This is a genomic window from Geobacter metallireducens GS-15, assembly GCF_000012925.1.
GTDB lineage: Bacteria > Desulfobacterota > Desulfuromonadia > Geobacterales > Geobacteraceae > Geobacter > Geobacter metallireducens.
In genome coordinates this window covers 3,169,223-3,182,866 of sequence record NC_007517.1, presented here as the reverse complement: position 1 = coordinate 3,182,866, position 13,644 = coordinate 3,169,223, and the positions used below count along the sequence as shown (strand labels likewise).

Genomic DNA, 13,644 nt, shown 5'->3' with positions numbered 1-13,644 from the left:
TTTGCGTTGCAATGGCTCCGCGAACAGGGGTAAATAGGCGCAAGAACAATCCCGCGAGGTTTTCGGCATTATGCTCACCACGGTGCTCCCGTTTCTCTGCATCCTCCCTCCCCTTGCCTACGGCGTTATCGCCCTCGGTTGCGCCCGGTCCTACTTTGGCCGCCGGCGCCCCGCGCCGGGGCACACGCCCCCCATTTCGATCCTCAAGCCGGTAAAGGGGATGGACGCCGGGAGCTTTGACAACTTCGCCTCCTTCTGTCGCCAGGAGTATCCTGCCCCGTGGCAGATCGTCTTTGCCGTCGCTGACCCCGCCGACCCGGTGATTCCCGTCATCGGGCGGCTCATGGGGGAGTTTCCCGCCATCGACATGGAGCTGGTGGTGGACGCCACCATCCACGGCCCGAACCACAAGGTCTCGAACCTGATCAACGCCTGCCCCAAGGCAAAGCACGATCTCCTCATCGTCTGCGACAGCGACATCCGGGTCTCCCCCGACTACCTCCGGGAGGTGGCGGCCCCCTTCGCCGACCAACAGGTGGGGCTCGTCACCTCCCTCTACCGCAGCCCCGGCGTGGCGGGCGCCGCCACGGCCGTGGAGGCCATGGGATTCACGGTGGAGATGATTCCCAACGTCATGGTGGCCATGAAGCTGGAGGGGCTCTCCTTTGCCCTGGGGGCCTCCATGGCGGTGCGCCGGGAGGCTCTGGAGGCAATCGGCGGCTTTGCCGCCCTGGCCGATTACCTGGCCGACGACTACCAGCTCGGCAACAAGGTCCACAAGGTGGGGTGGCGGCTGGAACTCTCCGACTGCTTCGTGGAGAGCGTCATGCACCGGGAGGATCTGGCCACGGTCCTCTCCCGCCAGCTCCGCTGGTCGCGCACCATGCGGGTCTCGCGCCCCGGCGGCTACCTCGGCTCCGGCATCACCCAGTCATTTCCCATGGCCTGTCTGGCGCTGGCCCTTTCCGGATTTTCCGGCGCCGGCTGGGGGGCCGTCCTCCTCCTCTACCTAGTCCGCGCCGCCGTGGCCATGGCCTTCAGCCGCTGTTACGTGAAGGACGGCATTTTTCCCCGCTGGCTCTGGCTCCTTCCCCTGCGGGACTTCCTCGCCTTCGCCACCTGGGCCCTCTCCTTCGCGGGAAACCGCGTCCGCTGGCGGGGAAACCTGTTCCGGCTTCTTCCCGGCGGCAAGATCGTTGAATTGCCAAAAACATTTGAAACACGGGGCAACGGAGCAACGGAGTAAAATCTGTGGGGAAAATGCTCTCAGGCCCGTGTAGGAACCAACTTCCGGCTCATCCCCTGTCCATCGCGAAACTGCGCCGGCGCCGGCGACCTTTCCCGTGAGCGGCATGGCTCCTGGACGGCACGGATTGTGCTTAAAATTATAACTATTATAATTATGTGCGTTTAACTTCTTTTTTTGCGCCGTGGTTTGGTACTATGGATCGATAGAGCGCACGGCGGCGCAAAAAGGAGAGACGATGGAGCACCGCACGTCCATGGCCAGTATTGCCGAGATCATGGCACGGCCCCACTGGGTATTTGACCTCGATGGCACCCTGACCGTGCCGGTCCATGACTTCGCGGCCATCCGGGCCGACCTCGGCATCCCGGATGGGACCGATATCCTGGGGCATATCGAGTCGCTTCCCGAGGAGGAGGCGCGGCGCCTTCACCAGCGGCTCGACGAGATCGAGGAATGTCTGGCGGCCCGTGCCGAGCCGGCGGCAGGGGCGGTGCGCCTCGTGGAGACGCTCCACCGCCGGGGGAAGAGTCTCGGGATCGTGACCCGCAACACCCGGGAGATTGCCCTGCGGGTGCTGGAAACCATCGGCGTCGGGGGGCGTTTCGCGCCGGACGATGTCCTGGGGCGCCACGATGCCCAGCCGAAGCCTGATCCCCACGGCCTCGCAATCCTCTCTACCCGGTGGGGGGCCACGGGGAGGTCCATGGTGATGGTTGGGGACTACCTCTTCGATCTCCAGAGCGGCCGGGCATCCGGCGCCGCCACCGTCCACGTGGACCGCAGCGGGAACTTCCGTTGGCCGGAACTGACCGATATCGCCGTGGAGAGCCTCGATGAACTGGCCGAGCTGCTCGGAACATGAAAGGAGTTACTCCCTGAACCGCTCCCGTGCCCGGTCGTATGACTTCTGCAATTCATGGAGGGCCTTTTCCGTTCCGGCTTTCATCTCTTTCCATGCTTTGCCGCTGGCCCCCTTCATCTCCTCCATCTTTTCGCGGAGGGCGTCCTGCTGCTTGCGCAGATCGGCCATCTCCCGGGCGAAGGCTGCTTTGGTCTCCTCCGTAGCCTGCTTCATCTTTGCGTCCAGCTCGTCGATCTTTCGGCCGATTTCCGAGGCCTTTCGCTCCGTGTCGCCGCCGTTCTTTTCCTGCTGTGCGGGTTGTTCTTCGCTGGCTGGTACCGTGGGGGGATGAAGGATGGAAAGGGCCAAAAGGGCTGCGGTTGCCACAATAAACGGTCTCATGGTGCACTCCTTTGCTCCGGGATTCCGGCACTCCGTGCCGGTTGCATTCGTTTAATAGTAAAGCCAAGGGTGCCGCCATGCAAATGATGTTTTACTAACGGACGCCAATTGATGTAATGGGGATAATGGAAAACCATGGGAACTGGCCGTAACGGGGGGCGTGCGATTGTAGCGACAGGCTTGGGACAGTGCTGCTGGGATACCCTTGCGGTGGTCGATTCCTATCCGTCCCCCGACAGCAAGGCCGAAGCCGCGGTCTGGGCGGAACAGGCTGGCGGGCCCACGGCCACGGCGCTGGTGGCCTTGGCGCGGCTCGGGATACCCTGCCGCTTCGCGGGTGTGGTGGGAGATGACGATGCCGGCAGCCGGATCCGGCAGGCCCTCGATTCCGAGGGGGTGGATGGGGCGTTTCTGGTCACGAGGCGCAGGGGAGCATCACAGCGGGCGTTCATCATGATCGAACGGGGGAGCGGCCGCCGGACAATCGTCTGGCGGCGTCCCACTGGTGATCCCCTTGATCCCCGTGAGGTGCCCGATGCCTTCCTTGCCGGCAGCTCCCTCCTCCTCCTGGACGGGCTCATGGCCGACGCTTCGCTCCATGCCGCCGGAAGGGCGCGGAGCCTCGGCATCCCGGTCATGGTGGATGCGGGGCGGATGCGGCCCGGCATGCTCGACATCACCCGGCAGTGCGATTACGTGGTGGCGGCGGAGCAATTCTTCCTGGACCTGGGGTGGGATCGCACGCCGGAGCATTTCAGGGGGCTGGCGGCCGACCTCGGCGCGCCGGTGGTCACCGTGACCCTTGGCGCGGCAGGAAGCCTCACCTGGAGCGGACACGAGCCGTTTCACGTCCCCGCCTTCACGGTGGATGCGGTCGATACCACCGGTGCCGGCGACGTCTTCCACGGCGGTTACGGCTATGGCATCCTCCAGGGATGGAGTGTGCGGGAGACGGTCGTCTTCGCCTCGGCCATGGCCGCCATGAAGTGCCGTCAGGTGGGGGCCCAGCAGGGGATACCCCGTCTCCCCGACGTGTTGGAATTCCTGACGCGGAGAACTATAACGGTGCTTTCGAACCCACAGACAGAGGTCAGTCCGTGACACAACTCAGTCTCAAGACCCGCATGGCAGTTGGAGTCGCCCTCCTGTTCCTCTGTTTCGGTTCGGTGACCGGATTTTTCGCCCTCACCTACTTCCAGCAGAAATTCAAGGAGAGCATCTCCACCCACCAGGAGGCGCTCCTCTCGTCCCTTGCCGATGACCTGGACAGCAAAATCCTCTTCGCCCAGAAATCCCTGGAGGCGTTTGCCCCCAAACTGACGGAGAATGTGCTTCGGAATGAGGGGAAACTCCAGCAGGCCCTTGACGACAAGACCACCCTCCATCTCCTCTTCGATGCCCTGATCGTATTCTCCCCCGAGGGGAAGCTCCTCACCGAAAGCCCCCAAAAGCTCGAGATCCGGGGACGTGATTATTCCTTCCGGGACTATTTCAAAAAGACCGTCGCGACCGGAAAGCCCCAGATCAGCACCCCGTTTGTTTCCACCTATGCCCCGGGCCATCCGGCGGTCATGCTGACGTTCCCGCTTTTTGACGCCAAAGGGCGCATGACCGCCATCCTGGCCGGCCATGTGGATCTGCTGGGAGAGAACTTCCTGACGGACCTGGGCCGACTGACCATCGGCAAGAGCGGCTATGCGGTAGTGATCGACGGCAACAGGACACGGCTCATACACCCGGACAGGTCGCGCATCATGACGCCGGTTCCGGTAGGGCTCAATCCGCTCTTCGACCGGGCCATGGCCGGATTTGACGGGAGCGGCGAAACGGTGAACGCCAGAGGGGTTCAGGTCCTTGCCTCTTACAAACACCTTCGCTCCGTCAACTGGATTCTGGGGACCGTCTATCCCCTCGATGAGGCGTATGCGTCCCTCTACCGGGCGCGGGGGTATTTTGTGAGCGCCATGGTGCTGGGGCTCGTCCTGATGCTCCTGGTGAGCTGGTATGCCATGCAGCGGCTGATTTCACCCCTCTCGCACCTGACCGGCCATATCAAGGCAATGGCTGCCGAACCCGAGGCGGGGGGGCGGACGGTGCCGGTGGAGTCAAACGACGAGATCGGCACCCTTGCCACCGCCTTCAACACCATGATGGGCGCCCTCAGGGAAAAGCAGGAGTCGCTGCGGAGAGCTGTTGCACGGGCGGAGGACGAGCGGGAGAAGTCTGATGCCATCATTGCTGCCATTGGGGAGGGGATCAGCATCCAGGACCGGAACTTCCGCATACTGTACCAGAACGAGGAACACCGGAAGATTACCGGCGGCAACCACGTGGGTAAATTCTGCTACGAGGCCTACCGTCATAACGACCATGTTTGCGATGACTGTCCCGTGGCCCAATGCTTCGCCGACGACAAGGTTCACATGCGGGAAAACCGGAACACTTCGGGGGGGGGGGCGGAGTATGTGGCAATTTCCGCGTCGCCGCTGCGGGATGCCACTGGCGAGATTGTTGCCGGCATCGAGCTGGTGAGGGATATCACCGAGCGGAAGCGGACGGAGCAACAGATCCGGACCCTCAATGCCGAGCTTGAGCAGCGGGTCAGAGAGCGGACCGAGGAGCTGGAGCAATCCCTGCGGGAGATGGAAACCTTTTGCTATACGGTGTCCCATGACCTCCGCACCCCCCTCAGGGGAATCCATGGGTTCAGCTCCATTCTCCAGCAGGATTACGCCGAACGGCTTGACCAGGAGGGGAAAGAATACCTCCAGCGGATCGGCGGTGCCGCCAACCGCATGGGGGAGCTGATCGACGACCTGTTGGAGCTCTCCCGTGTCAACCGGGACGAGCTGAGGCGGGTTCCGGTGGATCTGACCACCCTGGCCGGGGAGATCGCCGACGACCTCACCCGGAGCCAGCCGGAGCGGAAGGTGGAGTTCGTCATCGCGCCGGGACTCCGGGCCACGGGCGATCCGTCACTGCTGGGGGCGGTCCTGGCAAACATCATCCATAACGCATGGAAGTTCAGCTCCCGCAATCCCGCTGCCCGCATCGAGGTGGGCTCCCGCACTGACGGGGAGGAACAGGCCTTCTACGTGAGGGACAACGGGGTGGGGTTCGACATGCAGTACGCAGACAAGCTCTTCCTTCCCTTCCATCGTCTCCACGCGGCCGAGGGATTCGAGGGGACCGGCATCGGCCTCGCCACGGTCCAGCGGATCATCGAGCGGCACGGCGGCCGGGTCTGGGCCGAGAGCGCACCGGGGAAGGGGGCAACGTTCTTCTTCACCGTCCAAGATGAAAAAAATACTTGAAACACGGAGCAACCGTGTTCTCAGTCAACAAATTAGTGCAGAAGTGGAGTGAATTTCGAGTGATCCCACTTCTGGTTGTTTTTCACCATGGCATTGAGGATGGTGAGTAGTTTTCGCATGCAAGCGGTGATCGCGACTTTGTGAAGTTTTCCGGCGCTTGTAAGGCGTTGATAGAAGGCTTTTATAACCGGGTTAAACCTGGCGGCACACAATGTTGCCATGTACAGGACAGAACGCACGGTTGCTCTGCCACCGGAGATTGCGCGCTTTCCACGGAATTTGCCACTGTCCCGATTATAGGGGCATACTCCGACCAGAGCGCCAAGCTGCTGTCGGGAAATGGTCCCCAACTCCGGAAGTGCTGCCAGTATGGTGGCCGCAGTCACAGGGCCGATGCCCTTGACACTGGTAAGGATTTCTTCTTTTGCCTTCCAGGATTCGCTGGACTGAATAAGAGTTGAGATGTCTTTATCAACGTCATCGATCTGCTGTGTCAGCCAGGCAATATGGGTCATGATGCCTTTGCGGACCGTAGGTGCAGCGGAAATCACGCGATTTTTTTCCGCCACAAGCATCTCGACCAACTGCCGGCGGCGGGCCAGCAGTGCTGCTAGATTTTGGCTTGTCTCGTCCTTGAGCGGCCTGATTTCAGGCTTGATGGCTTGGGCAAATCGGGCAATGATCTTGGCATCAAGAATATCGGTCTTCGCCAGCAGCCCGCATGCTTTGGCAAAGTTTCTGACCTGCCGAGGATTAACCACGACCACTGGCAGACCCGCTGCTGATAAGGTGCTGACAGCTAGCATCTCCAAGCCGCCGGTGGCTTCGAGAACAATCCGACAAGGGGCGTTCGTAATGAGCCACGTCGTCAGCTCAGCACAACCGGCATCATCGTTAGTCACCCTTTTCTGGTCACCAGTTGGCATGAGGTAGACATCAAGATGCTCTTTACTAACGTCGACTCCAACAACTGCATCATTGGGTTCCATATTCTCTCCAGTCCCTTTCTTGCGAAAATTCGGGCTCGTTTCGGCCCAAGCAACCGTTCGGGTTGAGGAAAGATGGACACGACGCATTACGCTCTGTGACGGGCTCAATTGGCCCAAGCAACGACCAAGCTGTCGTGTCCAATTCTGGAGAACATATAACCGGTTACTGAAACATACAAGCAACTGAGCAACGGAGAAAAATCTGAGAATTGATTTATTGAAAATCAGCGGACATTGAGTTTTTTGTTTTTCTCCGTGTGCTCCGTTGCTCCGTGTTATTCAGGCCTTTCCCCGGTTAATCGAAGTCGATCCGGTAGGTTATGTCCGCCCCCAGTTCGGTGCCGGCCTGGGTTTCGATCTCCAGCTGTTTCATGAGCCGGTAGCGGAGGACCACCTGATTCCGCTCGCTGAAGAGGGACCTCCCGTAGCTCAGGTAGAGATCGGGGGTCAGATATTTCCCCACCGTCACCATCGTTTCCCCGATTCCCGCCGTTGATGCCGCCGTACCGCCGGGGGCGACGGCAATCTTGCGGTATCCTCCGTAGGACGTCCCCTTTGCCCCGGAGACGTCGAGCACGTCGATTCCTATCCGCTGCCTCAACTGGTCCTGCAGGGAGACCGACTGTCCCGCCGACAGGAGCGCCCCGGCCGCCTTCATCAGGAGGCCGGTATCTCCCTGGTCCCCGCTCAGGGGACGCCCCAGGACGATGTAGGAGAGGATCTCCGTGTCGGGCATCGCCGGCTCCGAGTAGAGCTTGACCACCGGCTGATCCGCGGTACCGGTCACCGTGACCCCCGCCTTCACGTCCCCCTCGGTGCGCAGCGCCAGAAAGTCGAGGGTCGGCCGGTCGATGGGCCCCCCGGCGTAGAAGACCCTTCCCCGCACGATCTCCAGCTTTACCCCGTAGGTGCTGTAGTGCCCTTTGATTACCCTGATGGCGCCGGTGCTCGTTACCCGGTCGGGGCCCAGGATCGCCAGGTCCACGCTGCCGCCGAGCTGGGCATCGATTCCTTCTGTCTTGACGATCACCCGGTCGCCGAGGGTCACCCCGATCCTGATGTCGAGGGCCAGGGGAAACTCTGTCTCTTCGTGGGGGGGCGCGCCCTCCAGGACCACGTCGGGGCTTGATTTGACGGGGCCGCCGGTCCCCGCTGCGGTGACGAGGAGCTCGGGGACGGTGATCTCCCCCCGGACCGCCACCTTGGCCGGAGTCCCCTCGAAGGTGAGCTTCGGGGTGGCGAGCATCTGGACCTCGGGGATGTTGACCGTCTGGAACCGGTCGCCGGTCACGGTTCCCCGGTAGCTGGCAACGCGCCACCGGTCAAGCCCGATCACGGCGGTGGCGGTGAGGGTGCCGGCACCCGACTTGGCCCTGAGGGACTCGATGGTGATCTCGTTGCCGGCGAGGCGGCCGTTGAGGGCGACACCGTCGAGGCGGATCCCCGCCGGCGGAAGGTAGGCGCCGGCATCGGCCAGGGCGAAGGTGCCGCCGAGGCGGGGGGCCTGCCAGGTGCCGTCGACGCCGAGGTCGAGCCGGAGCGTGCCGTGGCTCTCCTGGACCAGTCCCGGGAAGAGGAGGGCGAGCACGCCCCGCTCCCGGAATTCCCCGGCGAGGGTGCCCTGTACCGCCCCCTGGGGATCGAGGGTGGTCGGGATCCGGGCAACCAGGGGGAGTCGGAAGGTGCCCTTGGCCTCCCCATACTCGGCGAGGGTCAGGGAGAGATTCCCTGCCAGGGCCGTGTCGCGCCAGTTCCAGGAGGCGTCGGCCTGCCGCAGGTGGGCCGTGTACTCCCGCACCCCGTCGTGCCGACGGATGGTCCCCTCGCTTATGGCTGCCGTGCCCCGGGCCTCGATGCGGGCGCCGGGGAGGAGGCTTCCCCCGGCATCCCCGGCGAGGCGGCCCGAGAGGTCCACCCCCTTCGGAAGCCATGGCCGGGCCAGGGCCAGATCGAGCCCTTTCCACGAAGCGGTGAACTCGCCCCGCTCGGGCACGGCAAAGCGGGCCGCCCCCCGGGAAGAGAAGCGGGCCTGCAGCGTCCCGCCATCGGCGCTCCCCAGGTCGAGTCGCGCCTCCATCCCCTCCGGTCCCCCCTGGAGGGCGAGGGCCAGTTTCGGGACGGCAATCTCCTGCCCTCCTGCCGTAACCGCAGCCTGGGCCGTGGCGTCGCCGGTGAATATCAGCCGGTCATCGGGCCGGGGCCGGGCGCTTCCCCCGAGCCCACCCCGCCAGGAGAGGGAGAATTCGGCCCGGGCGCCGGCGGCGGTTATTTCGCCGTCGGTTCCGGCCCACCGGAAGGAGCCGGCGGCCAGGCTTCCCCGCCCCGCAAGGTCCATGCGGACATCCGGCAGCAGGTGGGCCGTGGCGTTCCCCGAGAGGCGTCCCGCAAGGTGGTACTCCCGGGGGAGCCAGGGGGCGGCGTGGGCCAGGTCCAGCTCATGCCAGTTCCCCCGCACGGTACCCAGAAGCGTCTTGCGGCCCAGGTCCGCCGCCAATTCCAGCCGTTCGCCCCCGGTGCCCGCAAGAACGAGGGGGGAGAGGGTGATGGAGGCGGGGGTGACGGCCAGGTCTGCCGGGGCCGCGAGGTGCACCGGTCCCGCAGGGTCCCGGGCCGCGAGGCGGGTAATCCGGCCGCGCCAGCTCCCGTCGGCATAACCGCCGGCGAAGGTTGCGGCGGCGGAGTACTCGCCGGAGCGAAGCTCCCCGTCGACGACGTGGCGTTGGAGGGTGCCTGCCGCAGTGATGGCGGCGGTGTCGGCCCGGAACGTTCCGGCACTCACCCCGGTCAGGCGGACGCGGGCGGCGAGGGCTCCCGCCGCGTCATCGGCAAGGCTTGCCGAGAACTCAGCGGCGGCAATGGTTGCGGTGCCGGTGCCCAGGTCTTTTCCCGTCCCCGTGATGCTCCCCCCCAGCCGGTCGTTGCGGTAGCGGGTCCACCCTTCGAGGGCGAGGCGTCCCCGGGTGTCGGGGACAAGCCCCCCCAGGTCGGTGATGGCGGCCGTGAAGCTGATCCGCTCCCGGAGCGCCCCTTGGGCATCCAGGTCGAACCCCCTGCCGTGGAGGGCAAGCTCCCTGATCTGCAGGTCGCTGCCGTCGGAGCGGGCGTCCAGGGCGCCGGTGAGGGGGTACCCCCGCAGGCGGCTCTCCCGCAGGGTGAGGTTCACCGTCCCCGTGGGGAGGGGGGTGCCGGCCCAGCGGGCGCCCCCTGCCAGGTCCAGGTTTACCGTGCCGTTCCAGCCGGGGGTGATCCGCGCCGGGTCGAGGCCCCGCCCCCGCAGGGAGCCGGAGAGGGCGAACCCTTTGTCCCACCCGAGGTTCAGGGCTCCGTTCACCTTCCCCCCCAGGAGGTCCCCGGCCAGGGAGGAGAACGCCATTCCCGTGTCGGTTCCCTTCACCGCCGCGGCCAGCCGGGCGGCCCGCCAAGCCTTGCCGGCATTGGCCAGGTCGACGCGTCCCTTGTAGTCCCGCCAGGTTCCGGCGAGGGCCACGGTGCCGGAGAGGTTCGTGGCGATTCCCGTTTCCGGGGCCAGGTCCAGGGCGTCGAGCGTGGCCCGCAGGTCCGCCACCGGGTCGCTCGCCGTGAGGGTGACGGAGCCGTCGGCGGTGACGGTGCCGCGCCTCCCCGCTTCGGCGAGGCGGAGAGCGTGGAGGGTGAAGCCGGAGTGCGTCATTCCCACCTTCCCCGCCAGGGTTGCGGAGCGCTTTGCCCCGTCGGTGGCGGTGAGGGAGAGGGGCCCCGCCATCTGCTCCGGGGCGCGGGCTGGCGTGAGCCGTGTTGCCAGGGTGAAGCGGCGGAACCCGGCAATCGGATCAGCTGTGGCAGCGATAAGGTCGGCCCGGAGAGCCGGCCGTTCAAAGGCCGCCGTCACCTGGCCAGCCATGGTGCCGGCGGGGGTCTTGACGGAGAGCCTGCCCACGGTAAGGATCCGGTCGTGCCAGGTGACGCGTGCGGACAGATCCCCCAGCTCCTGCATCGGCCCGGTCCTGCGCCGGTAGCGGAGTCCCGTGATCCCCACCTCGTCCACGAAACCGTCGATGCGGGCACCGATGCCGGTGACGACGGGCCAGGCGAGATCCGGCGCGGTGGTGCTCGGAGGGGCGTTGTCCTGGATCATGACCCGGTCCAGGGAGAGCTCCCGCACCGCCACGGTACCGGTGAGGAGGAGCAGGGGGTGCCACCGGAACCGGAGCCGCTCCGCTTCCAGATACCCCGTGGACCATGCGACGCGTACCCCCCCGAGGCGCAGGTCGCGCCCCGCCCGTCCTTCCACCTGCCGTGCCGTGATGGTCAGGGAGGTGAGGCGGGAGGCGGCCGCCAGGAGCCAGCGGGCCCCCTCCGGAGTCCCCAGGAGCCAGCGGCTGGCAATCCCTCCGGCCAGGAAGGCTCCCAGAATCAGCACCACGAGAAGGTAGGCAACGGCCCGTTTCACAGCTCGAACCCTATGGTCAGGTGGATGCGGAAGGCCGGGTTGTCAACACCGATTTGCCGGGCCACGTAGAGGTTGATGGCGCCCACGAGGGTATAGTAGTGGATGCCGAACCCCGCCCCCTGGTAGAGGCGGATGTTGGTCAGGTCGTTGAAGGCGTTCCCCGCGTCGTAGAAGAGGGAGACCCCCCAGTTGGTGAAGAGGGCCCGTTGGAGTTCGATGCTCCCTTCAAGCAGGTTCCTGCCGCCGATTACTTCCCCCGAAGCGTTCCGGGGCCCCAGGGATTTGTAGGAGTAGCCCCGCACGCTCCGGTCGCCGCCGGCGAAGAACCGCAACGATGCCGGCAACTCGGCCAGGGGGTCGTTGAGGAAGGTGAGACCGCCTGCAACCCGGCTGAGAAGGGAGAGGCGCCAGGGGAGCGGGACGATGGTGCTCCCCTCGGCCCGAACCTGGATGAGCCCCGTGTCTGACCCCAGGTACTGGTGGGTGCCGCTTCCCTCGACCATGAAGCGATACCCCCTGGTGGGGCGGACCAGGTTGTCGAAGCGGTGCTCGGAGTAGCGGATGCCCGGCAGGACCAGGAGGGAGCTGGAGTCCTCGCCGGCAATGGTGAACCCCTCCTGGTGGACCCGCAGGAAGACGGTGCCGAGTTTTCCCCTTCCCATGCTCCGGTTCACGCTCCCTTCCAGGGCCGCAAGGCGGCTTATGTAGGTGCTCACATCCTCCTTCTGAAGGTTGAGCTGCAGCGCGGAGTAGGTCCGGGTGTCCCGGGGCGACGGGATGATATAGTTGGCGGCGATCCCCTGGAGGCGCTCCGAGAGATAGAGCTGGGATTGGAACTCGTGCCCCAGGCCCAGGACGTTCAGGTGACGATAGGTGAGGGAACCCCGGGCCCCGGTGTCGGAGCCGTAGCCGATTCCCGGCTGCAGCCGCTGGGTGTGGCCGGGCTTGAGGGCGATGGTCACTGGGACCTGGTGGTCGTGGGCGTGTTCCCGGTCGGGGGTGACGATCACCTCGGCGAAACGCTCGGTATTGGTGAAGTTGAGCTGGGTTTCGCCCAGCCTGGCGTAGGAGAAGGGGCGGCCCGGCTTGATGGTGACGTAGCGGCGGAGGAATTCGTCGGGATAGCGGGGGGCCCCGGTGATGGTCACCTCGCCGAAGCGGTAGAGGGTGCCTGTGTCCAGGACGAGCCGGATGTCGGCCTTGGTCCGGTCGGGGGAGATGCGGATCTCGTGGGTGGAGAATGCGGCATCCAGGTAGCCGAGGGCCAGGGCCTTGGAGCGAAGGACCCCCTTGGCCTCCTCGTAGTTGGGCTGGACGAGGAGATCGCCGGTATGGAGGGGGAATTGGCCGGCCAGCCCCGTCAGGGTCTTGTTGGCGCTCCCCGCGCCGGCCAGGGTAACCTGAACGCTGGAGACGATAACCGGGGGGCCGGGGTCGATGTCGGCCTTGAGGCGGTAGTTCCCCTCCGGAGTTTCCACCAGGGAGGTAGTAATCCGCGCCCGGTAGTAGCCGAAGGGCTCCAGGGCCGACCGGACCCGTTCCTGGGCCTGGCCCGCGAAGCGCTCCAGCCACTGGGTGTCCACTTTTCCGTCCCGCACGAGGCCGTAGGGGAGGGCGAGGGCCTTCTTCACGTTTTCCAGGGCCTCCCCCTCAACCCCTTCCACCACCGTTTCCACCGGTTCCGCGGCGCGGAGGAGGAGAGCGCTGCCGAGCAGAATCCAGAGGAACACGGCAGGCGCCAACCCTGCGCGGACGAGGATATTCCGGAAGCGGGTGGTTGATATGGGGGGAGGCGCTTGGATGGCCATTGTTGTCCTGTCCCGGGTGGTGGTTTCCGGTCACAAGTGTACCGGCTGACGGGGCTCATGGCAATCCCTTCATCTGCCTGCGGGCGACGGGAGCGACACAGCTCTTGACAACGGCTTTCGTCCCGTTCATGGTCAGGGCAACGCATGGAGGAAGGAGAGATATCCCATGAACTATCAGACAGGAACTCCGGGGCGCATCGTGGTGGCCCGGTTCGATCACGGCGAGGACGTTCTGGCCGGGCTTGAGGAAATCGCCCGCCGGGAGGGGCTGCGCGCCGCCGCTTTTCATATCGTGGGGGCCCTCAAGGGGGGACGCTACGTGGTAGGGCCGGAGGCCGAGGAGCTGCCGCCGGTGCCGGTCTGGCGCCGGCTTGAGGAAAGCCACGAGGCGGTGGGGTTCGGCACCATCTTCTGGGAGGGGGACCGGCCGAAGGTCCACTTCCATGGCGCCTACGGCAAGGGGGATGCCGTGCGGGTCGGCTGCCTGCGGGAGGCCTCCGAGGTGTTCCTGGTCCTGGAGGCGATCATCACCGAGATCAGGGGAGTGACCGCCATCCGGGAGCTGGACCCCGCCTCGGGGATGGTGCTGCTGAAGGTGTGATATCAACGGAG

General features: G+C 65.2%; 9 protein-coding genes. 5 read left to right on the top strand and 4 right to left on the bottom strand.

What is annotated here, in order from left to right; all coding sequences use genetic code 11:
* The first annotated feature begins 70 nt into the window (after window positions 1–70).
* Both hpnI and GMET_RS14100 read left to right on the top strand, forming a co-directional pair.
* On the top strand, window positions 71–1,246 hold the full coding sequence (gene hpnI, locus GMET_RS14105) for a bacteriohopanetetrol glucosamine biosynthesis glycosyltransferase HpnI (protein ID WP_004513990.1): 1,176 nt from the start codon (window positions 71–73) through the stop codon (window positions 1,244–1,246).
* 238 nt (window positions 1,247–1,484) lie between these two features.
* On the top strand, window positions 1,485–2,111 hold the full coding sequence (locus GMET_RS14100; protein WP_004513991.1) for an HAD family hydrolase: 627 nt from the start codon (window positions 1,485–1,487) through the stop codon (window positions 2,109–2,111).
* Window positions 2,112–2,117: 6 nt separating this feature from the next.
* Here GMET_RS14100 and GMET_RS14095 read toward each other — a convergent pair whose 3' ends face one another.
* Window positions 2,118–2,492 (bottom strand): hypothetical protein, encoded by a 375-nt coding sequence (locus tag GMET_RS14095; protein ID WP_004513992.1) that lies wholly within the window; start codon window positions 2,490–2,492, stop codon window positions 2,118–2,120.
* Window positions 2,493–2,627: 135 nt separating this feature from the next.
* Between GMET_RS14095 and GMET_RS14090 the strand changes: the two genes are divergently transcribed.
* A complete protein-coding gene (locus GMET_RS14090; protein WP_004513993.1) occupies window positions 2,628–3,593 on the top strand; it encodes a PfkB family carbohydrate kinase in 966 nt (321 codons plus the stop codon).
* Window positions 3,590–5,806 carry a sensor histidine kinase gene (locus GMET_RS14085; protein ID WP_011366105.1) on the top strand — a complete coding sequence of 739 codons (2,217 nt, stop codon included), beginning with the start codon at window positions 3,590–3,592 and terminating at the stop codon, window positions 5,804–5,806. The genes GMET_RS14090 and GMET_RS14085 overlap by 4 nt, the downstream gene beginning before the upstream one ends.
* Before the next feature lie 32 nt (window positions 5,807–5,838).
* Here the strand turns inward: GMET_RS14085 and GMET_RS14080 are convergent, their stop codons facing one another.
* From GMET_RS14080 to GMET_RS14070, 3 genes are all read right to left on the bottom strand, one after another.
* On the bottom strand, window positions 5,839–6,795 hold the full coding sequence (locus GMET_RS14080; protein ID WP_004513407.1) for an IS110-like element ISGme8 family transposase: 957 nt from the start codon (window positions 6,793–6,795) through the stop codon (window positions 5,839–5,841).
* A 295-nt stretch (window positions 6,796–7,090) separates the two neighbouring features.
* A complete protein-coding gene (locus GMET_RS14075) occupies window positions 7,091–11,224 on the bottom strand; it encodes a translocation/assembly module TamB domain-containing protein (protein ID WP_004514675.1) in 4,134 nt (1,377 codons plus the stop codon).
* Entirely contained in the window at window positions 11,221–13,032 is a 1,812-nt protein-coding gene (locus GMET_RS14070; protein ID WP_004514676.1) for an autotransporter assembly complex protein TamA, read from the bottom strand. The genes GMET_RS14075 and GMET_RS14070 overlap by 4 nt, the downstream gene beginning before the upstream one ends.
* A 166-nt stretch (window positions 13,033–13,198) precedes the next feature.
* Between GMET_RS14070 and GMET_RS14065 the strand changes: the two genes are divergently transcribed.
* Complete coding sequence (locus tag GMET_RS14065; RefSeq protein WP_004514677.1) at window positions 13,199–13,633, top strand: PPC domain-containing DNA-binding protein; 435 nt, start codon at window positions 13,199–13,201, stop codon at window positions 13,631–13,633.
* The last annotated feature ends 11 nt before the right edge of the window (window positions 13,634–13,644 follow it).

Bases quoted from the DNA above. Each gene is read 5' to 3' on its own strand.
- hpnI (WP_004513990.1), top strand. From the start codon at position 71: ATGCTCACCACGGTGCTCCCGTTTCTCTGCATCCTCCCTCCCCTTGCC.
- GMET_RS14100 (WP_004513991.1), top strand. From the start codon at position 1,485: ATGGAGCACCGCACGTCCATGGCCAGTATTGCCGAGATCATGGCACGG.
- GMET_RS14095 (WP_004513992.1), bottom strand. From the start codon at position 2,492: ATGAGACCGTTTATTGTGGCAACCGCAGCCCTTTTGGCCCTTTCCATC.
- GMET_RS14090 (WP_004513993.1), top strand. From the start codon at position 2,628: ATGGGAACTGGCCGTAACGGGGGGCGTGCGATTGTAGCGACAGGCTTG.
- GMET_RS14080 (WP_004513407.1), bottom strand. From the start codon at position 6,795: ATGGAACCCAATGATGCAGTTGTTGGAGTCGACGTTAGTAAAGAGCAT.
- GMET_RS14070 (WP_004514676.1), bottom strand. From the start codon at position 13,032: ATGGCCATCCAAGCGCCTCCCCCCATATCAACCACCCGCTTCCGGAAT.
- GMET_RS14065 (WP_004514677.1), top strand. From the start codon at position 13,199: ATGAACTATCAGACAGGAACTCCGGGGCGCATCGTGGTGGCCCGGTTC.